This is a genomic window from Reyranella sp. (assembly GCF_965249915.1).
Lineage (GTDB): Bacteria > Pseudomonadota > Alphaproteobacteria > Reyranellales > Reyranellaceae > Reyranella.
This window is the reverse complement of the sequence record NZ_OZ252257.1, coordinates 6,082,368-6,101,440: the sequence shown is the minus strand read 5'-3', so window position 1 is coordinate 6,101,440 and position 19,073 is coordinate 6,082,368. Positions and strand designations below refer to the sequence as shown.

Annotated in this window: 20 protein-coding genes; 10 read left to right on the top strand and 10 right to left on the bottom strand. The window is 66.2% G+C overall.

The genetic code is table 11. From position 1 onward, the window contains the following. Positions 1-19 precede the first annotated feature (19 nt). On the top strand, positions 20-943 hold the full coding sequence (gene ppk2, locus ACP15H_RS30005; RefSeq protein WP_425069762.1) for a polyphosphate kinase 2: 924 nt from the start codon (positions 20-22) through the stop codon (positions 941-943). Further along, positions 943-3,279, top strand: coding sequence for an Orn/Lys/Arg decarboxylase N-terminal domain-containing protein (locus ACP15H_RS30000; protein ID WP_425069761.1), 2,337 nt, complete (start codon positions 943-945; stop codon positions 3,277-3,279). Before ppk2 ends, ACP15H_RS30000 begins: the two co-directional genes overlap by 1 nt. Here ACP15H_RS30000 and ACP15H_RS29995 read toward each other — a convergent pair. Next, positions 3,261-3,845, bottom strand: a complete 585-nt coding sequence (locus tag ACP15H_RS29995; protein WP_425069760.1) for an N-acetyltransferase family protein — start codon at positions 3,843-3,845, stop codon at positions 3,261-3,263. The genes ACP15H_RS30000 and ACP15H_RS29995 overlap by 19 nt on opposite strands. A 214-nt stretch (positions 3,846-4,059) precedes the next feature. Next, positions 4,060-4,932 (bottom strand): LysR family transcriptional regulator, encoded by an 873-nt coding sequence (locus tag ACP15H_RS29990; protein ID WP_425069759.1) that lies wholly within the window; start codon positions 4,930-4,932, stop codon positions 4,060-4,062. Between the two features lie 81 nt (positions 4,933-5,013). On the opposite strand from ACP15H_RS29990, the gene dapA reads away from it, so the two are divergent. Then, positions 5,014-5,901: a 4-hydroxy-tetrahydrodipicolinate synthase gene (dapA, locus tag ACP15H_RS29985; protein WP_425069758.1), complete on the top strand. Its 888-nt coding sequence runs from the start codon at positions 5,014-5,016 to the stop codon at positions 5,899-5,901. Here the strand turns inward: dapA and mscL are convergent. Then, on the bottom strand, positions 5,898-6,320 hold the full coding sequence (gene mscL, locus ACP15H_RS29980) for a large conductance mechanosensitive channel protein MscL (protein WP_425069757.1): 423 nt from the start codon (positions 6,318-6,320) through the stop codon (positions 5,898-5,900). The genes dapA and mscL overlap by 4 nt on opposite strands. 23 nt (positions 6,321-6,343) lie before the next feature. Then, positions 6,344-7,282 (bottom strand): AEC family transporter, encoded by a 939-nt coding sequence (locus tag ACP15H_RS29975; protein ID WP_425069756.1) that lies wholly within the window; start codon positions 7,280-7,282, stop codon positions 6,344-6,346. Positions 7,283-7,409: 127 nt separating this feature from the next. Here ACP15H_RS29975 and ACP15H_RS29970 point away from each other — a divergent pair, with 127 nt between their 5' ends. The 4 genes from ACP15H_RS29970 (at position 7,410) to ACP15H_RS29955 (ending at position 10,060) form a co-directional block, all read left to right on the top strand. Next, on the top strand, positions 7,410-7,775 hold the full coding sequence (locus tag ACP15H_RS29970; RefSeq protein ID WP_425069755.1) for a hypothetical protein: 366 nt from the start codon (positions 7,410-7,412) through the stop codon (positions 7,773-7,775). 62 nt (positions 7,776-7,837) lie between these two features. After that, complete coding sequence (locus ACP15H_RS29965; protein ID WP_425069754.1) at positions 7,838-8,701, top strand: sulfurtransferase; 864 nt, start codon at positions 7,838-7,840, stop codon at positions 8,699-8,701. Between the two features lie 14 nt (positions 8,702-8,715). Then, the gene (locus ACP15H_RS29960; RefSeq protein WP_425069753.1) at positions 8,716-9,009 is read left to right on the top strand and encodes a DUF1330 domain-containing protein; all 294 of its coding nucleotides are present in this window, start codon (positions 8,716-8,718) and stop codon (positions 9,007-9,009) included. Continuing rightward, positions 9,002-10,060 carry a hypothetical protein gene (locus tag ACP15H_RS29955; protein WP_425069752.1) on the top strand — a complete coding sequence of 353 codons (1,059 nt, stop codon included), beginning with the start codon at positions 9,002-9,004 and terminating at the stop codon, positions 10,058-10,060. Before ACP15H_RS29960 ends, ACP15H_RS29955 begins: the two co-directional genes overlap by 8 nt. Here ACP15H_RS29955 and ACP15H_RS29950 read toward each other — a convergent pair. The 3 genes from ACP15H_RS29950 to groES all read right to left on the bottom strand — a co-directional run bounded on the left by ACP15H_RS29950 (position 10,012) and on the right by groES (position 12,535). Next, on the bottom strand, positions 10,012-10,422 hold the full coding sequence (locus tag ACP15H_RS29950; RefSeq protein WP_425069751.1) for an NUDIX hydrolase: 411 nt from the start codon (positions 10,420-10,422) through the stop codon (positions 10,012-10,014). The genes ACP15H_RS29955 and ACP15H_RS29950 overlap by 49 nt on opposite strands. A 112-nt stretch (positions 10,423-10,534) precedes the next feature. Continuing rightward, positions 10,535-12,175 carry a chaperonin GroEL gene (groL, locus tag ACP15H_RS29945; protein ID WP_425069750.1) on the bottom strand — a complete coding sequence of 547 codons (1,641 nt, stop codon included), beginning with the start codon at positions 12,173-12,175 and terminating at the stop codon, positions 10,535-10,537. Positions 12,176-12,220: 45 nt separating this feature from the next. Further along, positions 12,221-12,535 (bottom strand): co-chaperone GroES, encoded by a 315-nt coding sequence (groES, locus tag ACP15H_RS29940; protein ID WP_295141661.1) that lies wholly within the window; start codon positions 12,533-12,535, stop codon positions 12,221-12,223. 280 nt (positions 12,536-12,815) lie between these two features. Between groES and ACP15H_RS29935 the strand changes: the two genes are divergently transcribed. Next, positions 12,816-13,082, top strand: coding sequence for an usg protein (locus ACP15H_RS29935; protein ID WP_425069749.1), 267 nt, complete (start codon positions 12,816-12,818; stop codon positions 13,080-13,082). On the opposite strand, the gene ACP15H_RS29930 is transcribed toward ACP15H_RS29935, so the two are convergent. Both ACP15H_RS29930 and ACP15H_RS29925 read right to left on the bottom strand, forming a co-directional pair. Continuing rightward, positions 13,065-14,039: an NAD(P)H-dependent flavin oxidoreductase gene (locus ACP15H_RS29930; protein ID WP_425069748.1), complete on the bottom strand. Its 975-nt coding sequence runs from the start codon at positions 14,037-14,039 to the stop codon at positions 13,065-13,067. The genes ACP15H_RS29935 and ACP15H_RS29930 overlap by 18 nt on opposite strands. Before the next feature lie 101 nt (positions 14,040-14,140). Next, the gene (locus ACP15H_RS29925; RefSeq protein WP_425069747.1) at positions 14,141-14,767 is read right to left on the bottom strand and encodes a glutathione S-transferase family protein; all 627 of its coding nucleotides are present in this window, start codon (positions 14,765-14,767) and stop codon (positions 14,141-14,143) included. A 73-nt stretch (positions 14,768-14,840) separates the two neighbouring features. On the opposite strand from ACP15H_RS29925, the gene ACP15H_RS29920 reads away from it, so the two are divergent. Beyond that, a complete protein-coding gene (locus ACP15H_RS29920; protein ID WP_425069746.1) occupies positions 14,841-15,623 on the top strand; it encodes an HpcH/HpaI aldolase family protein in 783 nt (260 codons plus the stop codon). A gap of 154 nt (positions 15,624-15,777) precedes the next feature. Here the strand turns inward: ACP15H_RS29920 and ACP15H_RS29915 are convergent, their stop codons facing one another. Continuing rightward, positions 15,778-16,995 (bottom strand): cytochrome P450, encoded by a 1,218-nt coding sequence (locus ACP15H_RS29915; protein ID WP_425069745.1) that lies wholly within the window; start codon positions 16,993-16,995, stop codon positions 15,778-15,780. Positions 16,996-17,143: 148 nt separating this feature from the next. Between ACP15H_RS29915 and ACP15H_RS29910 the strand changes: the two genes are divergently transcribed. Continuing rightward, the gene (locus ACP15H_RS29910) at positions 17,144-19,069 is read left to right on the top strand and encodes a potassium transporter Kup (protein WP_425069744.1); all 1,926 of its coding nucleotides are present in this window, start codon (positions 17,144-17,146) and stop codon (positions 19,067-19,069) included. Positions 19,070-19,073 lie beyond the last annotated feature (4 nt).

Below are 19,073 nucleotides of genomic sequence, written 5' to 3'. Positions count from 1 at the left end.
GGGTGATGGAGGGCTTGGCATGGAGAGCGAACGGGACCGCAAGGCGCTGGAGGATCGCGTCCGCCGGGAGCTGGCCGACAGTATCGACGAGGATCTCGAGCTCGAACTGGGCGACGAGATGCTGGCCCGCCTGCCCGAGCATGGCGACGGCGACCTGCCGCAGAACGAAGGAATCGACCGCAGATTCTATTTCACCGAGCTGCTGCGCCTGCAGCGCGAGCTGATCAAGCTGCAGGACTGGGTGATCGCCCGGAAACTCAAGGTCGTCGTGCTGTTCGAGGGGCGCGACGCCGCCGGCAAGGGCGGTGTGATCAAGCGCGTCACCCAGCGGCTGAACCCGCGCGTCTGCCGCACCGTCGCTCTTTCGGCGCCGTCCGAGCGCGAACGCACCCAATGGTACTTCCAGCGCTACATCTCCCACCTGCCGGCGGGCGGCGAAATCGTGCTGTTCGACCGCAGCTGGTACAATCGGGCGGGCGTCGAGCGCGTCATGGGCTTCTGTACGGAAGCCGACGTCCGCGATTTCTTCGAGACCGTGCCCGAGTTCGAGCGCATGCTCGTGCGCTCCGGCATCATCCTGCTGAAGTACTGGTTCTCGATCACCGACCAGGAGCAGAACATGCGCTTCCTGATGCGCATCCACGACCCGATGAAGCAGTGGAAGCTCTCCCCCATGGACCTGGAATCCCGGCGACGCTGGGAGGAATACACCAAGGCCAAGGAGGAAATGCTGGCCCGGACGCACATTCCGGAGGCCCGCTGGTGGGTGGTCGAGGGCAACAACAAGCGCCGCGCCCGCCTCAATTGCATCCACCACTTGCTGCAACAAGTGCCCTATAAGGATGTAGAACACCAACCGATCGTCCTGCCCAAGCGCGAACACAAGCCCGACTACGCGCGCACGCCGGTCGCTCCCGAACTCTATGTCCCGGCGGTCTACTGATGGATTTCTTCAGGCGTTTCACGTTCCTCGTCTGCGCTCCGGCCTTCGACGCCGACGATCTCGAAGGCCACAGGCTGGGTGAGATCACGGTTTCCATCGAGAAGATGGGCTTCCAGGTCGTGCGGGCCCGCCGCATCGAGGATGCCGAGATGGTGGTCCAGACCGACGCCGCCATCGGCTGCATGGTCGTCGACTGGGGCAAGAAAGGCCTCGACGGCAAGGCCGCCGCAATGATCAACATGATGCGCCGGCGCGGGCTGGAGATGCCGATCGTGATCCTGGTACGCCGCAAGCGGCTGCAGGACATCCCGGTCGAGGTGATGGACTATATCGACGGCTACATCTTCCTCTCCGAGGAGACGCCCGAGTTCATCGCCAAGAACCTGGTGAGCCGGCTCAAGCAGTATGCCGAGACCCTGAAGACGCCGTTCTTCGGCGAGCTGGTCGACTATGCCGAGGAAGGCAACCAGCTCTGGACCTGCCCCGGCCACAATGGCGGCATCTTCTACAACAGGAGCCCGATCGGCCGGATCTTCGTCGAGCATCTGGGCGAGGCGGTGTTCCGCGACGACCTCGACAATTCCGTGCTCGATCTCGGCGACCTGCTGGTCCACGAGGGACCGGCCCTGAAGGCGCAGAAGGAAGCCGCCGTCATCTTCGGCGCGGAGAAGACCTACTTCGTGCTGAACGGCACCTCGTCGTCGAACAAGATCGTGCTGCAGGCGCTGGTCGCGGAGGGCGATCTCGTCCTGTTCGACCGCAACAACCACAAGGCCGCCCATCACGGCGCGCTGTTCCTGGGCAACGGCATTCCCATCTATCTCGAGACCGACCGCAACGCCCACGGGCTGATCGGGCCGATCTTCCACGAGGCGCTCGACGAGACCGCCATCCGCGAGAAGATCCGCACCAACCCGCTGGTCCAGGACAAGGAAGCGTGGAAGCGCGAGCGGCCGTTCCGCGTCGCCGTCATCGAGCAGTGCACCTACGACGGCACGATCAACGACGCGCGGCTGATCGTCGAGAAGATCGGCCATCTCTGCGACTACATCCTGTTCGACGAGGCCTGGGCGGGCTTCATGAAGTTCCATCCGCTCTATGCCGGCCGCTTCGCCATGGGCCTGACCAATCTCGGGCCGGACAGTCCCGGCATCATCGCCACCCAGTCGGCGCACAAGCAGCTCGCCAGCTTCAGCCAGGCCTCGCAGATCCACGTCCGCGACCGCCATATCAAGGGCCAGCGGCGGCGCATCGAGCATCGCCGCTTCAACGAATTCTTCATGCTGCACGCCTCGACCTCGCCCTTCTATCCGATCTTCGCCTCGCTCGATGTCGGCGCGCAGATGATGAAGGGGCGTTCGGGCGAAGTGCTGTGGGACGACACGATTCGCCTCGGCATCGAGATCCGCAAGAAGATCCGTGCCATCCGGCGCGAGTTCGAGGACAAGGAGCGCGACCCGGCGCGGCGCTGGTTCTTCGAGCCCTTCGTTCCCAACCGCGTCATGGTGGGCGATCGCGAGCAGCTGTGGGAGGAGGTGCCGACGGACGATCTTGCGACCCATGCACGCTACTGGGAACTGGACCCGGAGCGGCGCTGGCACGGGTTCAAGCACGTGGCGCCCGGTTATGCGATCACCGATCCCAACAAGCTGATCGTCCTGACGCCGGGCTTCGACCGCGAGACCGGTGGCTATGCCAGTCACGGCATCCCCGCCCCCGTGGTCGCGCAATATCTGCGCGAGAACCAGATCGTACCGGAAAAGAACGACCTCAACTCGCTGCTGTTCCTGATGACTCCCGGCGTGGAGTCGAGCAAGGCCGGCACCCTGCTGAGTGCGCTCGTGATCTTCAAGCGGCTGCACGACGACAATGCACGCCTGGAAGACGTCATCAGCGAGTTCGTCCGAAAGCGGCCGGCACGCTATGGCGGCATGCGGCTGCGCGATCTCTGCGCCGAGATGCACGCCTTCTTCCGCGAGAGCAACGTCAGCCTGATGCAGCGCGCGCAGTTCATGCCCGAGCACCTGCCCGAACCCGCCATGCCCCCGCACGTGGCGGTCCGCGAGCTCGTGCGCAACAACGTCGACTATGTGCCGATCGAAGAGGCGGCCGGCCGCATTGCCACCACCATGTTCGTGGTCTACCCGCCCGGCATCGCCAGCATCGTGCCCGGCGAGCGGCTCGACGAGCGGGCCAAGCCGATGCTCGACTATCTGCTCATGTTCCAGAAGAGCGCCAACCTCTTTCCCGGCTTCGACGTCGAGATCCAGGGCATCTATCGCGAGATCGACAAGGAGGGCCGCGTGCGCTTCTACACCTACGTGGTGCGCGAGTAGGCGATCTCGACCGGCGGCGTGCTGGCGCCCGCGCCGATGGCGCGCTGCATCAGCACGCTGTCGGCCCACTTGCCGTACTTGAAGCCGACGCCCTCGAGCAGGCCGACCCGGCGGAAGCCGTGGGTCTCGTGCAGGCTGAGCGACGCGACGTTGTCGGCGTCGATATAGGCGAACATCTGGCGATAGCCGGTGCCGGCGCAGGCCTCGATCAGCGCCGGCAGGAGAAGGCGGCCGATCCCGGTGGAGACATGGTCGGGATGGACGTAGATCGAATGCTTCACGGCATAGCGGTAGGCCGGGCGCTTGCGGAACGGGACCGCATAGGCATAGCCCACGATCACGCCGTCGCGTTCCGCGGCGAGGTGCGGCAGCCGGCGCCGCAGCATGTTCTTGCGCCGCCGCTTGATGTCGTCGGACTGCGTCGGCTCGATATCGACGTCGCCAACGCCGCGCGTGATGTGGTGCGTGTAGATCGCAATCATGGCCGGCACGTCGCTTTCGGTCGACGGCCTCACCACGACCGCACCCCTCGGCTTGTCGAGCACGGACTCGCTCGTCACTGACATCACCCGATCCTCCTCTGCGACGCCCGGATCAAACACGCCTCCATGACCGTTTCATGTCGGCAAAAAAAATGAGGGCCCGGAGAGTTTTCACTCTCCAGGCCCCCAGACGCCCCCTCTAAACTCGCTGGCCGCCGCGGCGATCTCTCGAACCGCGCCCCGTCCATGCACGCGAAGATACGGGCCGGCGGGGCATCGGCACAGGGGGCGCTTGGTATCAATTGTTATGGCTTCGTAACCGTCCGGAAAAACTCGCCCGCACGTGATCGGCCAGATCGCGGGCGGCAGGTCCCAGGCCGGGCGGCGCATAGAGGTTGATGCGGAACTCCGGCAGCGGCGGCAGCTTCGCCTCGCGGCCGAGGATCACGAAGCGCTCGGGGACCGAGGAGCGCAGCAGCGGCGCCACCGCGAGGCCCGCCTCCAGTACGGCATAGACGGGCTCCAGCCGGCTCACCTCGCAGACCGCGCGCCAGTCGCGCCGCGCCTTGCCCAACGCCTCGACCGCGATGGGACGGAAGACGCAGGTCGGCGCGCCAAGCGAGACCGGGAGCGGATCCTTGAGATGGGCGTCGCCGTCGGCCGCCCCGACCCACACCAGGCGGTCGGTGCGCAAGGTCTCGCCGTGACGGCCGCACTCCATCTCGGTCGTCATCGCGAGATCGACGCCGCCCGACGTCAGCTCCTCGCGGATCACACGCGAATCCTCGCAGACCAGGCTGACCCGAACGCGCGGCTGCGCCTTGGCGAAGCGCCGCAGGATCGCCGGCACGAAGCTGCCGATGATGTCGTAAGGGACACCGAAGCGGACCTCGCCCTCGAACTGCGGCGCGCGCATCGACGACCAGACCTCGTCGTTCATCGCCACCAGGCGTCGCGCCTGTTCGAGCAGCCGCTCGCCGGCCGGCGCCAGGACCAGCCCGCGCCCCTGGCGGTTGAAGAGCCGGCAGTCGAGCGCCTCCTCCAGCCGCTTGATCTGCTGGCTGGCGGCGGCCTGGCTCATGCCGAGCGCCGCCGCCGCCCGCGTGACGCCGCCCGCTTCGACGACGGTCAGAAAGGCGCGCACCAGCGCCAGATCGAGATCCTTGCGCATGGACAATACATAAGCACTTTCGAACGCTTCCATCCAAAACATTCGTTTTTGTTATCTGTGTTCGTCCCCTAGCGTATCGCCATGACCACGAAGATTTCAGGCCTCTGGCTTCCGCTCATCACGCCGTTCAAGGATGGCGCCATCGACTTCGCGAGCTACGACCGGCTGGTGAACCACTACATCGCCAAAGGCGTCGACGGGCTGCTGCCGCTCGGCACCACGGGCGAATCGCCGGCGCTCGACGAGGACGAGATCGCGGCCGTGATCGAACGCACCCTGGCCGTCGCCGCCGGTCGCGTGCCGGTGTTCGCGGGCGTCGGCGGCAACGCCACGGCCAAGGTCGAGAAGGAATTGAAGCGGCTCCGCCACCTGCCGATCGCCGGCATCCTCTCGGTGTGCCCCTACTACAACCGGCCGAGCCAGGACGGGCTGATCGCGCATTTCCGCCGCATCGCCGCGGCCACCGAGCGCGACGTCGTGATCTACAACATTCCCTATCGCACGGCGGTCAATCTATCGAACGACTCGCTGCTCGAGCTGGCGGAGGTGCCGAACATCGTCGGCGTGAAGGACAGTTCCGGCAGCATCGAGCAGTCGCTGGAGCTGCTGCGCCGCAAGCCAGCCGACTTCGCGGTCCTGACCGGCGAGGATGCGCTGTTCTTCACCATGAGGGCCAACGGTGCCGAAGGCGGAATCCTGGCGGCGAGCCATCTCGTGACGGAAGGCTTCGTCGAGGTCGAGCGCTGCTTCCGCGCCAACGATCTCGCCGGTGCGCGGGCCGCCTGGGCGCCGCTCGCCGCCTTCGTGCCGATGCTGTTCGCCGAAGCCAATCCGATGCCGATCAAGCATCTCCTGTGGCGGCAGGGGCTGATCGCGTCGCCGGAATGCCGCCTGCCGCTCACCAGGATCTCCGACGGGCTGGCCCGCCGGCTCGACGCGATGTTCGACCAGCAGAAGGCGGCGGCCTAGCCCCGCGCCTTCAGCAGGTCGCGAATCTCCGTCAGCAGCTCCTGCTCCTTGGTCGGCGGTGCAGGCGGCGGCGGCGCGCTCTCCTCCTGCTTGATCACGCGGTTCATGCCCTTGATCACCAGGAACAGGACCCAGGCGATGATCAGGAAGTTCACCGTCACGGTCAGGAACGTGCCGTAGCCCAGCGTCGCGCCGGCCTTCTTAGCGGCATCGTAGGTCGCCGCCTGGCTGGCCGCCGGGGTGAGGCCGATGAAGTAGTTGGTGAAGTCGAGGCCGCCGGCGATGCGGCCGATGATCGGCATGATGATGTCGCCGACCAGCGAGTCGATGATCTTGCTGAAAGCGGCGCCGATGATCACGCCGATGGCGAGATCCACGACATTGCCGCGCATCGCGAATTTCTTGAATTCCTGAAGCATGCCTCTTCTCCCCCTTGTCGTCGTCAGGTCACGCGCAGCCAGACCAGCAAAGCAGAAACCGTGACCACCGAGAAGGCCGTCGACAGGAGAACGGACGCCGTGTTCTGCTCGACCGACACGTCGAACTGCTTGGCCAGCACGAAGGCGTTGGCGGCCGTCGGCAGCGCGGCCATCAGTAACGCCACCTTGCCCGCGATCGAATCGATCGGCACGAAGAACGGCAGGATCACCAGCGCCGCCAATGGCTGCAGCAGGAGCTTGATCAGGGTGGCCAGCCCCGCCTCGGCGAGACCGCTCTTGATCGACTTGTCCGACAGGAACAGGCCGATGGCGAACAGGGCGCAGGGCGCGGCCGCGGCGCCCATGAGGTCGAGCCATTTCTCGAACGGCACGGGGATCGGCAGGCCGCCCCAGGAGGCCACGATCCCCAGCGCGATCGAGACCGGCAGCGGGTTGCGGGCCACGTTGAAGGCGGCGCGCAGGAAGGTCCGGACCGGCCCGTGGCCCGCCGCGACCTCGAGCTCGATCAACATGACGCCGAACACCATGGACACGACGGCCGTCACGATCACCGTGAGCATGGCCGGCGGCAGGCCCTGCTCGCCGAAAGCCGCGAGGCAGAGCGGCACGCCCATGTATCCGACATTGCCCCAGGAGGAAGCGATCCCCTGCAGGCTCATCGCCGCCAGACCGCCTCGCGAAACGAGCCGCGTGGTGATCATGCCGACCACGAAGGTGGCGACCACGGCGATGCCGAACCCCGCCATGAGGTTGGGATCCAGAACGGCCGTCACCGGCGTGCGCGCCAGGGTCCCGAAGAACAGGACCGGCAAGGCGAAGTAACTCACGAAGGCGTTGAGCGCCGTGGTCGCCTCTGGCCCCAGGATGCGCCAGCGGCCGGCCAGATAGCCTGCCAGAATGACGCCGAAGATCGGAAAGGCGACGTTGAGAATTGCCTGCACGGGCTTTCCGATTGCAGTTGCTCTAACTCATTAAGAATTTGACATAAATACCACAAATCACATAGCATTTTGCAGATACAGCGAGGCCGCACCCGTCCCCTCACCGCAAGCGGCCCGGGAGATTTTCATGCGTCTTTTGATCGCCAGCATGGCCGCCCTGGCTGCGGTCGCCTTCGCCGCCCCGTCCTTCGCGCAGGACGAAACCATGCCTGCGCCGACCACCACACCCACGGCCCCCACCGCCAAGCCGAAGACGGCCACGACGGCCTCCTGCAACAAGATCAAGAGCAGCTCGCAGCGCAGCGCCTGCCTGAAGAAGGTGCAGGTCGCGAAGGCGCCGTCGAAGAAGACGAAGAAGACCACCACCACGCCGGCCGCTCCGAAGTCGCCCGACGTCGGCCAGCTCCCGCCGGCCTCTGCGCCGGCGCCGACTGCCGCCGCGCCCTCGTCGGGCCCGGTCAGCGTTCCGCCGCTGCCCTCCAAGACGATCTGATTTAGCGCGCCGTCACCCGGAACCGCGCTAATCTCTGCTCTCCCCAACCCCGGGAGAGCGACATGGCCCACTCGGCCAACCTGATCACGACAGACGATCTCGCACGCCAGCTCGGCGCTCCGGCCCTGCGCGTGTTCGACTGCACCACCTACCTGAAGCCCGGCCCCGACGGCCGCTACATCGCCGAAAGCGGGCGCGCCAACTACGACGCGGGTCATATCCCGGGCGCGGCCTATCTCGACCTTCAGGCCGACCTCTCCGACAAGACCTCACCGCTTCGCTTCACCCTGCCGTCGCTCGAGGATCTCACCCGGGCCTTCGCGGCCAAGGGCGTCGGTCACGGTACCTTCGTCGTTCTCTACAGCCATGCCTCGCCGGTCTGGGCGGCCCGAATCTGGTGGATGCTGCGCGCCGTCGGCTTCGACGAGGTCGCGATCCTGGATGGCGGCCTCGACAAGTGGAAGGCGGAAGGCCGTCCGCTGTCGACCGAGCCCGTCAGCCATCCGCCGGCGACGCTGTCGCTGCGCGGCCGGCCGGAGATCTTCGTCGGCAAGGACGCGATCAGGGGCGCGATCGGCGATCCCTCGACTCTGACCCTCAACGCCCTGAGCCACGACCAACACAGCGGCACCGGCGGCGCGGTCTATGGCCGCGCCGGCCGCATCGCCGGCTCGTCCTGCGTGCCGGCCGCCAGCCTGTTCGGGTCGGACAAGGCGCTGAGGCCGATCGCCGAGCTGCGTGCCGCCTTCGAAGGCGTGGGCGCCGCCCCGGACAAGCGCGTTCTGGTCTATTGCGGCGGCGGCATAGCCGCCACGCTCGACGCTTTCGTGCTCACCGCCCTCTTGGGTCACATGAACGTCTCGGTGTACGACAATTCCATGCAGGAATGGGCCAACGATCCCGCCCTGCCCATGGAAACCGGCTGACGAGGGAGGAAGGCATGACGGCGTACATCATCGTCGAGATCGACACCAAGGACGAAGAGCTGATGAACGAGTACCGCAAGCACACGCCCGGCCTCGTCTCCAAGTTCGGCGGCAAGTTCATCGTGCGCGGCGGCCACTGCACCAGCCTGGAAGGCGGCTGGACGCCGGCACGCGTGGTCGTGCTGGAATTCCCCGATCGCGCCAAGGCCGAGCGCTTCTATCATTCCGAAGAGTACAAGCCCGTCCTCGCGATGCGGCTGAAGGCCGGCCATTCCAAGGCGATCCTGATCGACGGCCATCATGGCTAGCGAACCCGCCTACCGGGCGGTCGGCACGCTCTACAATGCGCTGATGACGGCGCTGGTGATCGGCCTCGTCTCGCGACGCGGCAGCGACACGGCGCGCGAATACATCTTCCGGCACTTTCGCCGGCAGCACCTCGAGAAGTTCAAGCCGGGCCTGCAGAAGCTCGGCCTCGCGGGCGAGAAGGATGCACCGGCCTGCGCGCTCTACCATTATCACTCCAACGCGCTGGGCGGCGTGAAGACCGGTTATCTGCGCGAGAGCGACACGAAGGCGTGGGTGCGCTATCCGCCACCGCGCTGGATGTGGAAGGGCACTGCCATCGCCGCCGTCCCGCACGAAGTGTCGGCGGCCTTCCTGCACGGCTGGCACGGCCACAACGGCGTCTCGCTGAACAATCCCGGCCTCGGCTTCGTCTGCACCGGCATGACGGTCGACGGCAAGCCGGGCCTCGAAGGCTACTATTACGATTACGGCCGCCCCCTAAAGGAGGAGGAGCGCGTGCGCTTCGCCTATGACGAGGAAATGCCGCGCATCGACTGGAAGACCCAGCCGAAGCTCGCGACGGAGAGCTGGCCCGAGGAGCGCCGCCTGCGCACCTACCGCTCCTACGCGATGGGTTACGTGCAGACCATGCTGCCGGTGCTGCAGGACCTTCTGGGCCCGCAGGACGCCAAGCTCGAGATGGGCCGCGTGGCGCGTCTGGTGGGGCTGCAGTTCCACGAGGAGACCGCGCGCGAGATCGACCTGCCGACGGATGTCGAAACCGGCGATCTCGACAGCGCCCGCCTGTTCGCGCGCTGGCTGACGACGATCCTGGCGGCCGAGGGCGAGGCGGTCTCGGCCGAGGAGAAGGATGGCGCCGTGATCGTGCGCATGGATGGCTGGAAACTGGCCCGCGAGCTTCAACTCGCCCACCCGCTGGCCGGCTTCGACGGCTGGAACGAGCTGTGGCTCGGCGCCGCCGGGGCGCACGACCGCTTCCTCAAGGTCGAGACCAGTCGCAGCTACGACGACAAGGGCTGGCAGGCGGCCTGGCGGATCGCGCCGAGATAGCCCGCCGGCAACGGGCGTCCGGCGATACGCTCGCCGAGCGCTGTGACCTCGACCCAGCACGCTTCGCGATGTTCAGGACTGAGGGCAATCGCGCCCTCGGTTTCGAGCGTGCAGGCATAGGCGACGATCCGCACGAAACGCTGCGGCAGCACCTCGAACAGATGCTGGTCGACGAGGGCGCCGACATCGACGGCCAGCCCTGTCTCCTCGCGCACCTCGCGCACCAGCGCTGCCCGATGATCTTCGCCGGGATCTGGCCGCCCGCCCGGTAGGTCCCACTCGTCGCGCTCGTTGAGCAGCAGCAGAACGCGACCGCCGTGCAAGACGACGCCTTTGATCGATGTCGGGTAGTTCAGACTCATGGGAGCGCGCCACTCTAGTGGCGCTCATGATGCGCCACTGGAGTGGCGCGCTCCAACGAGAAAGGCCGGGGATTGCTCCCCGGCCTTTCCGACTTCTCTGAGAAGACTGGACTTAGAAGTCCATGCCGCCCATGCCGCCGTCGCCACCCGGCGGCATCATCGGGGCCTTCTTCTCCGGCTTCTCGGCGATCATGGCTTCCGTCGTGACCAGCAGACCGGCCACCGAGGCGGCGTCCTGCAGGGCCGTACGAACGACCTTCACCGGATCGATGATGCCGGCCTTGATCATGTCGACATAGTCGCCCTTCTGGGCGTCGAAGCCGAAGTTCGTGTCCTTCTGCTCGAGCATCTTGCCCGCAACGACGGCGCCGTCGTAGCCGGCGTTCTCGGCGATCTGGCGGACGGGCGCCTGCAGCGCACGACGCACGATCTCGATGCCGACCTTCTGGTCGTCGTTGGAGGTGCGGACCTTGTCCAGCGCGCGCAGCGCGTAGAGCAGGGCCGAACCGCCGCCGGCGACAACACCCTCTTCCACCGCAGCCTTGGTGGCGTGCATGGCGTCGTCAACGCGGTCCTTCTTTTCCTTCACTTCGACTTCGGTGGCGCCGCCGACCTTGATGATCGCAACACCGCCGGCGAGCTTGGCCAGGCGCTCCTGGAGCTTCTCGCGGTCGTAGTCCGAAGTGGTCTCCTCGATCTGCGCGCGGATCTGGCTGATGCGAGCCTGGAGGTCCGCCTTCTTGCCCGAGCCGTCGACGATCGTGGTGTTTTCCTTCTCGACGATGACCTTCTTGGCCTTGCCGAGCATGTCGAGCGTGACGTTCTCGAGCTTGATGCCGAGGTCCTCGGAGATCAGCTGACCGCCGGTCAGGATCGCCATGTCCTCGAGCATCGCCTTGCGACGGTCACCGAAGCCCGGCGCCTTGACGGCAGCGATCTTCAGGCCACCACGCAGCTTGTTCACGACCAGGGTCGCCAGGGCCTCGCCCTCGACGTCCTCGGCGATGATCAGCAGCGGCTTGCCCGACTGCACGACCGCCTCGAGCACCGGCAGCATCGCCTGCAGGCCCGACAGCTTCTTTTCGAACAGCAGGATGTACGGCGAGTCGAGCTCGGCGATCATCTTGTCGGCGTTGGTGATGAAGTACGGCGAGAGATAGCCGCGGTCGAACTGCATGCCCTCGACGACGTCCAGCTCGGTGTCCAGGCTCTTGGCCTCTTCCACCGTGATGACGCCCTCGTTGCCGACCTTCTTCATGGCTTCGGCGATCATCTTGCCGATCGACTTGTCGCCGTTGGCCGAGATGGTGCCGACCTGGGCGACTTCGTCCGTGCCGGTGATCTTCTTGGCGCGCGCCTTGATGTCCTCGACGGCCGCCTCGACAGCGAGGTCGATGCCGCGCTTGAGGTCCATCGGGTTCATGCCGGCCGCGACCGACTTCACGCCTTCGCGCACGATCGCCTGGGCGAGAACGGTCGCCGTCGTCGTGCCGTCGCCGGCGATGTCGTTGGTCTTCGAGGCCACTTCGCGCACCATCTGGGCGCCCATGTTCTCGAACTTGTCGGCGAGCTCGATCTCCTTGGCGACGGTGACGCCGTCCTTGGTGATGCGCGGGGCGCCGAACGACTTGTCGATGACGACGTTACGGCCCTTCGGGCCCAGCGTCACCTTGACGGCGTTGGCGAGAATGTCGACGCCGCGCAGCATGCGCTCGCGGGCGTCGGCGCTAAAGCGGACTTCCTTGGCTGCCATTTTCTATTCCTCTTGAATGTTGGTTTCGGTGAAGCCGAGCGAAGCTCAGGCGGCCTTCTTCATCGAGGCGGAGCCGTCGATGATGCCCATGATGTCGGATTCCTTCATGATCAGGAGATCCTGGCCATCGATCTTGATCTCGGTGCCCGACCACTTGCCGAACAGGACGCGGTCGCCCTTCTTGACGTCGAGAGCAACCAGGTTGCCCTTCTCGTCGCGGGCGCCCGGACCGACGGCCACGATCTCGCCTTCCATCGGCTTTTCCTTGGCGGTGTCGGGAATGATGATCCCGCCCTTGGTCTTGCCTTCTTCCTCGACGCGCTTGACCACGACTCGGTCGTGAAGCGGACGGAACTTCATGGTTCTTCCTCCAGTGAGCGATTGACCCTGCGCGACCTCACGGCCGCGGTGAATGTAGTGCTGTCAGCACTCTCAGAGAGTGAGTGCCAATGGCGCACGGGATTTAGGGTTGTCGGGTCCCTGAGTCAAGGCAGCTCCCGAAAGGTTCCCAAAGTAGGTTCGCACTAGCAGCAATCCCACGGGATTGCCGCTAAGTCTTTGAACTGGAACGATTTTTGCTGATTTTCCGAGAGAGGTGCGTGACTATTCTTCCACGCGCACCAAGTCAAGGAGGGCCTAAATGGATCGTAGTTTTGTTGCGCAGCTCAACGATTACCGCATCACGACCGCTGAAATCCTTTACTGGATGCCCGATCACAAGCACGTCCTGCAGAGTTTCCTCTGGCAGAACCTGGATCTGGCCCCTCGTTTCCCCGCCCTCACCAAGTTCCTCGATTTCTGGGACCGCAATCTCGACGGCAAGCTGCACAAGGTCACCGTCGCCAACACGCAGCTGATCAAACCCGCCGAATTCCGCTTCTCCTGCGGGCTATACACGCTGCATTGAGCGGCACGCGGCGTCGTATTCGGTGGCGGTGCGCTCGACAAGCGCCGCCACCGACGGCACGTCGGCGACGCCCGAGACCGAATGGCCGGCGCTCCAGATGTCCTTCCAGCGCTTGGCGTCGGGCCGTTCGCGCTCGGCTGCGTTGATGTCCTTGGAAATGTCGATCTTGCCGCGCGCCGGCAGGTTTTCCGGATCGAGGCCGGCCGCGGCGATCGACGGCCGCAGCATGTTGGTCTCCAGCCCGGTGAAGGCGCGCGTGAGCAGCACGTCGTCGAGGCGGCTCGACACCAGCATCTGCTTGTAGGCGTCCTTGGCCAGGCTCTCGCGCGTGGCGATGAACTTGGTGCCCATATAGGCAAGGTCGCAGCCCAAGGCCTGGGCAGCCGCGACGGCGTGACCGTCGGCCATGCCGCCGGCCATCACCACGATTCCGTCCCAGAACGCCCGCACCGCCCGCACGAAGGCAAAGGGATTGGCCCAGCCGGTCTGGCCGCCGGCGCCGGCCGTCAGCAGCACCAGCCCGTCGACGCCCGCCGCCACCGCCTTCTCGGCATGACGCACCGAGGCCACGTCGGCCAGGACGAGGCAGCCCGCGTCCTTGAGCGGCTTCATCACCGGCTCGGGCGAGCCGACCGAGGTGATCACGATCTCCGCCTTGAGACGTAGCACGGCGGCGAGATCCTCGGGCACGCGCGGGTTGGAGCGATGCACGATCAGGTTGGGGCACCAGGGCGCGGGCGCACGGCCCTCGCGATCGGCGGCGCGCTTGGCGTCGTCTGCCATGCCGGCCAGCCAGGCATCGAGTTCCTCGACGGTGCGGCAGTTGGCGGTGGGGAAGGAGCCCACGACGCCGGCACGGCAGGCCGCCGTCACGAGGGCCGGGCCGGAAACGAGGAACATCGGCGCCGCGATCAGCGGCAGGCGGAGGCGGTCGCGCAGGGAAGCAGGCAAGGACATGGCGCGAGCTTAGCTCAGCGCGCGACGGCGCCGAAGATCGCCGTCGCAAGATCGCGGCCGGGCCGCCCCGCACAGCGGGACGGCCCGGATCTCGCGGGATATCAGGCCGCGGCCGAAAGGCCTTCCTGCTCCAGCACGCGCTTCACGGCCGGGCGGGCCTTCATGCGCTCATAGTGGGCGGCGACGTTCTTGGGCAGCGGCATCTTCATGCGGCCGGCCGCCCAGAAGGAGACGTAGAACAGCGCGGCATCGGCCACCGAGAACTTGCCCGCAAGGTACTCCTTGCCCTCGAGCGCCTTGTCCATCAGCGCCAGGCCCTTCTCCATGATCTCCTTGCCGCGCGCCTTGACCTTGTCGTGGTCGGCTTCAGTCGGCGCAAAGTTGCCCGGGCGGAACATGCGGCTGAAGCCCTGCATGTGCATGGTCGACACCGCGTAGTCCATCGCCTCCAGCGCGCGCGCTTCGCCGTCGGCGTCGGACGGCAGCAGGCCGGCCTCGGGATTCTTCCGGGCGAGCCACACCGCGATCGCGGGGAACTCGGTCAGCACCGAGCCGTCGTCGCGCTGCAGGGTCGGCACCTTCGACTTCGGGTTGAGCGCCACGAAGTCGGGCCCGTACTGTTCCTGTTTGGCGCCGTCGACCTTGTGCGCATCGTAGGGCTTGCCGATTTCCTCGAGCAGGACGTGGATGCCGATCGAGCAGGCGCCGGGCATGTAATAGAGCTTCATGAGTCTCTCCCTAAAGAAGGTGTGTCGTGGGGACGGTCCACGCTAGCATCGCCTCCATAAGGGGGAAACGACAATGACAGGCAATGGACTTCGCGCGCTCGTCGGCACCCGTCCCACGAAGATCGGCACCTTCCTGTTCGAGTTCGCCACGCCGGGAATCGGCCAGATCCTGAAGGCCGCAGGCGCAGACTTCGCGGTGCTCGACATGGAGCATACCGGTTTCGGATTCGATACCGTGCGCCAGGTCGTGCGCTACATGCAGGCGGCAGATCTGCCGCTGGTCGTGCGCGTGCCCTCACAGTCACGTCATCACATCTCGCGCGCGCTCGATACCGGCGCCGATGGCGTGATGGTACCCATCGTCTCGTCGGTCGAGCAGGCCAGGGCCGTGCTCGACGCCGCCAAGTACTGGCCCGACGGCACACGCGGCGTGGCGCTGGGTCTCGCCCACGAGCGCTTCGCCCGGCGCTCCGAACCGCTGCTGCCGCGCTTTGCCGAACAGAACGCGCGCACCGCGATCATCCTGCAGGTCGAGGATCCGCGCGGCGCCGCCGCGGCCGACGAGATCGCGTCCCTGCCGGGCGTCGACATGCTGTGGCTCGGTCACAACGACTTCAGCGTCGCCATGGGCGAGCCGGGCGCCTTCGACCACCCCGACTTCCTCAGCGCCGAGCGGGCGACGATCGCGGCGGCGAAGAAGCACGGCAAGTCCGCCGGCCGCCTCGCCGTCGACGCGAAGCAGGCCGCACAGTTCGTGAAGCTCGGCTACGACTTCGTCTCGATCGCCGGTGACGTCTGGCTGCTGCAACAGGCTTTTGCGGCGGGCGTCGAGACGATTCGGAACTCGTCATCCTGAGATAAGTCGCCTCGGAGAATGGCAAAGCGAAAGATCCCTCACTTCGTTCGAGACGACACTGCTTTCGATGGCAGCGCACCGCGACAACTCCAGCCGTGGTGTCATCCCGAACGAAGTGAGGGATCCTTGAATCAAATGGCCGAACAGGCTCGTTCTAATTCCTGATCCCGACCGGCAGCGAGCGGATGCCGCGGATGAAGTTGGAGTAGAGGCGCACCGGCGGCGCGACGACCTCGATCTCGAGGTCGCGCTTCAGCAGCTCTTCCCAGAGGATCCGGATCTGCATCTCGGCGAGCCGGTCGCCGACGCAGCGATGGATGCCGGCGCCGAAGGCAAGATGCTGGCGCGCCTTCGGCCGGCCGACGATGAAGCGCTCCGGCTCATCGATCGCCGCCTCGTCGCGATTGCCCGAGACGTACCACATCACCACCTTGTCGCCGGCGCGGATCTGCTTGCCGCCCAGTTCGCAATCCGTGCGCGCGGTGCGCCGCATGTGGATCACCGGCGTCGCCCACCGGATCGTCTCGGACACCAGGCTCGGCATCAGGCCCGGGTCGGCCCGCACCTTGTCGACCTCGGCCGGATTGTCGAGCATCGCCATCAGTCCGGCGCTCATCGAGTTGCGCGTCGTGTCGTTGCCACCGACGATCAGCAACGCGAAGTTTCCGATGAACTCGCGGGTCGGCATGTTCCGGGTGGCGTCGCTGTGCGCCATCATCGAGATCAGATCGAAGGTCGGCGGCCGCGCCGCGCGCTCCTGCCAGAGCGCCGCCATCGTCTCGGCCATCTGCCGGAGTTCCGCCATCCGCGCCTCGTTGGTCTTCACGATCGCGTCCTCGGCCTCGATGTTGCAGATCGCCACGTCGGACCAGCGGGTCAGCTTGCGCCGATCTTCCTGTGGAAAGTCGAACAGGGTCGCCAGCATCATGGCGGTGAGTTCCGTCGACACGCTGTCGGCCCAGTCGAACGTCTCGCCCCTCGGCAGCCCGTCGAGTACCTGGCCGGTGCGCTGGCGGATCAGCCCTTCCATGTTGGCCAGGTTGGACGGCGCCACGATGGGCGCCACGGTCTTGCGTTGGGCGGTGTGGCGTGGCGGGTCCATGCGGATGAAGTTGGGCAGCTCCTCGCCCTGCGGCTGGTCGGTGATCTGGATGCCGCCCAGCTCGGACGCCGACGAATAGGTCGCCGGATCCAGCTCGACCTTCATGATGTCGGCATGGCGCGTGACCGACCAGTAGGGCCCGAACGGACTCTCGGCATGGCGGTGGACCGGGTCTTCCCGCCGCAGCCGGGCAAAATGCGGTCCCCAGCTGTCCTCGCGGTAGAGGCGCGGCTGGCTGACGTCGGCATGTTCTTCGACATGTTTTTGCATGGATAGCCTCCCTGGCCCCAAGGCCGCCCGGCAGGTCGCTGCAAGTCAAGTTTTTTTGCCACAACGACGCCCTATTTGGCTCGTTGACAGCGCAAGGCGCTAAGCGCACACCCTCGCCGCGCCGCCGTCCGAGGCGGCGTTTGACATCATGGCACCAGCCGAAACCAGCCAATCCTCATCGCCCGAAGCCGCCACAGGTCACCAGCACGCCGCCCATCCCGTGGGCGCGGCCCTGGTTCTGGGGGCGCTCGGTGTCGTGTTCGGCGATATCGGCACCAGCCCGCTCTATGCGCTTCGCGAGACCTTCCTCCATGGCAGCGGAATGGCGCCGACGCGCGAGCACGTGCTGGGCGTGCTCTCGATGCTGTTCTGGGCGGTGACGCTGACCGTCACCATCAAATACGTCGTGCTGATCATGCGCGCCGACAACAAGGGCGAAGGCGGCGTCCTGGCGCTGGCGACGCTCGCGACCCGCGGGCTGAACGGCAAGGCCAAGAAGGTCCGCAAGTCGATCGTGGTGCTGGCGGTGATCGGGCTGGCCCTGTTCTACGGCGACGCGATCATCACCCCCGCCGTTTCGGTGATGAGCGCCGTCGAGGGCCTGTCCGCGGCCGAGCCCGCCTTGACGCCCTACGTCCTGCCGCTGTCGCTGGTCATCCTCGTCGCCCTGTTCGTGCTGCAGGCCCGCGGCACCGCCGATGTCGGCCGCCTGTTCGGACCGGTGATGCTGGTCTGGTTCCTGGTGCTGGGCGTGCTCGGCGTCTGGCAGGTGGTCAAGAACCCGTCCGTCCTGGCGGCGATCAATCCGATCCATGCCTACTACCTCGTCACCGACCAGGGCTTTGGCATTTTCTGGGCCTTCGGCTCGATCGTGCTGGCCGTCACCGGTGCGGAAGCCCTGTACGCCGACATGGGGCATTTTGGCCGCAAACCCATCCGCATCGGCTGGCTGGGCCTCGTCATGCCGGGCCTGCTGCTCAACTATTTCGGCCAGGGCGCGCTCATCATCGAGAACCCCGCCGTCGTGCATCAGGTCTTCTTCGAGCTGGTGCCGAAGGACTACATCATCGTTCTCGTGGTTCTTTCGACCCTGGCCGCCGTCATCGCCTCGCAGGCGGTCATCACCGGCGTGTTCTCGCTGACCCATCAGGCCATCCAGCTCGGCTACCTGCCGCGCATGGAAATCCACCACACGTCCGAAACGGCAATCGGCCAGATCTACATCCCGCGGGTGAATTGGCTGCTGATGTCGGGCGTCGTGGCACTGGTCGTGGGCTTCGGCTCGTCGGGCGCCCTGGCCGGCGCCTACGGTCTCGCCGTCACCGGCGCGATGCTGGTCGACGCGGCTCTCGCCATGGCGGTGGCGATCCTGGTGTGGCGCTGGTCGTGGCCGCTGGCGGCAGCGGTGTTCGGCTTCCTGGCCATTCCGGACCTTGCCTTCTTCATCGCCAACGCCCTCAAGATCCCAGACGGCGGCTGGCTGCCGCTGATCGTGGCCTTCCTGATCTACTTCACCATCATGACCTGGCGGCGCGGCCGCCGGCTGGTCGCGGCGGAACTGAGCGAGGGCTCGCTGCCGCTCAAGCAATTCCTCGAGCGCATGGAGCGCGCGCCGGACCGCGTCGCGGGCACCGCCGTCTTCCTGACCGCCGACGCCACCCACACGCCGGCCGCCTTCCTGCACAATCTCAAGCACAACAAGGTCCTGCACGAGCGCATCATCATCCTGCAGGTCGACACGATGGACGTGCCCGTCGTCTCCGACGCCAACCGGGTCGAGGTCGAGCGGCTGGGCAAGGGCTTCCACACGGTGATCGCCCATTACGGATTCACCGAGCAGCCCGATATTCCCGAGGCGCTGCGGGCCTGCCGTCCCCACGGCATCGCCTACGACGAGATGGAAACCTCGTTCTTCCTCGGCCGCGAGACCCTGGTGCCGTCGCAGCATTCCAAGCTCGGACGCTGGCGCCGCGACTGGTTCATCTCGCTCTCCCATTCGGCCTCAGCCACCAAGACCTTCTTCCGTATCCCGCCCAACCGCGCTATCGAACTCGGCAACCAGATTCAGATCTGAGGCC

What these genes read in the sequence shown, in the direction of transcription:
- ppk2 (WP_425069762.1), top strand. Translation starts at nt 20, where the DNA reads ATGGAGAGCGAACGGGACCGCAAGGCGCTGGAGGATCGCGTCCGCCGG.
- ACP15H_RS30000 (WP_425069761.1), top strand. Translation starts at nt 943, where the DNA reads ATGGATTTCTTCAGGCGTTTCACGTTCCTCGTCTGCGCTCCGGCCTTC.
- ACP15H_RS29995 (WP_425069760.1), bottom strand. Translation starts at nt 3,845, where the DNA reads ATGTCAGTGACGAGCGAGTCCGTGCTCGACAAGCCGAGGGGTGCGGTC.
- ACP15H_RS29990 (WP_425069759.1), bottom strand. Translation starts at nt 4,932, where the DNA reads ATGCGCAAGGATCTCGATCTGGCGCTGGTGCGCGCCTTTCTGACCGTC.
- dapA (WP_425069758.1), top strand. Translation starts at nt 5,014, where the DNA reads ATGACCACGAAGATTTCAGGCCTCTGGCTTCCGCTCATCACGCCGTTC.
- mscL (WP_425069757.1), bottom strand. Translation starts at nt 6,320, where the DNA reads ATGCTTCAGGAATTCAAGAAATTCGCGATGCGCGGCAATGTCGTGGAT.
- ACP15H_RS29970 (WP_425069755.1), top strand. Translation starts at nt 7,410, where the DNA reads ATGCGTCTTTTGATCGCCAGCATGGCCGCCCTGGCTGCGGTCGCCTTC.
- ACP15H_RS29965 (WP_425069754.1), top strand. Translation starts at nt 7,838, where the DNA reads ATGGCCCACTCGGCCAACCTGATCACGACAGACGATCTCGCACGCCAG.
- ACP15H_RS29960 (WP_425069753.1), top strand. Translation starts at nt 8,716, where the DNA reads ATGACGGCGTACATCATCGTCGAGATCGACACCAAGGACGAAGAGCTG.
- ACP15H_RS29955 (WP_425069752.1), top strand. Translation starts at nt 9,002, where the DNA reads ATGGCTAGCGAACCCGCCTACCGGGCGGTCGGCACGCTCTACAATGCG.
- ACP15H_RS29950 (WP_425069751.1), bottom strand. Translation starts at nt 10,422, where the DNA reads ATGAGTCTGAACTACCCGACATCGATCAAAGGCGTCGTCTTGCACGGC.
- groL (WP_425069750.1), bottom strand. Translation starts at nt 12,175, where the DNA reads ATGGCAGCCAAGGAAGTCCGCTTTAGCGCCGACGCCCGCGAGCGCATG.
- groES (WP_295141661.1), bottom strand. Translation starts at nt 12,535, where the DNA reads ATGAAGTTCCGTCCGCTTCACGACCGAGTCGTGGTCAAGCGCGTCGAG.
- ACP15H_RS29935 (WP_425069749.1), top strand. Translation starts at nt 12,816, where the DNA reads ATGGATCGTAGTTTTGTTGCGCAGCTCAACGATTACCGCATCACGACC.
- ACP15H_RS29930 (WP_425069748.1), bottom strand. Translation starts at nt 14,039, where the DNA reads ATGTCCTTGCCTGCTTCCCTGCGCGACCGCCTCCGCCTGCCGCTGATC.
- ACP15H_RS29925 (WP_425069747.1), bottom strand. Translation starts at nt 14,767, where the DNA reads ATGAAGCTCTATTACATGCCCGGCGCCTGCTCGATCGGCATCCACGTC.
- ACP15H_RS29920 (WP_425069746.1), top strand. Translation starts at nt 14,841, where the DNA reads ATGACAGGCAATGGACTTCGCGCGCTCGTCGGCACCCGTCCCACGAAG.
- ACP15H_RS29915 (WP_425069745.1), bottom strand. Translation starts at nt 16,995, where the DNA reads ATGCAAAAACATGTCGAAGAACATGCCGACGTCAGCCAGCCGCGCCTC.
- ACP15H_RS29910 (WP_425069744.1), top strand. Translation starts at nt 17,144, where the DNA reads ATGGCACCAGCCGAAACCAGCCAATCCTCATCGCCCGAAGCCGCCACA.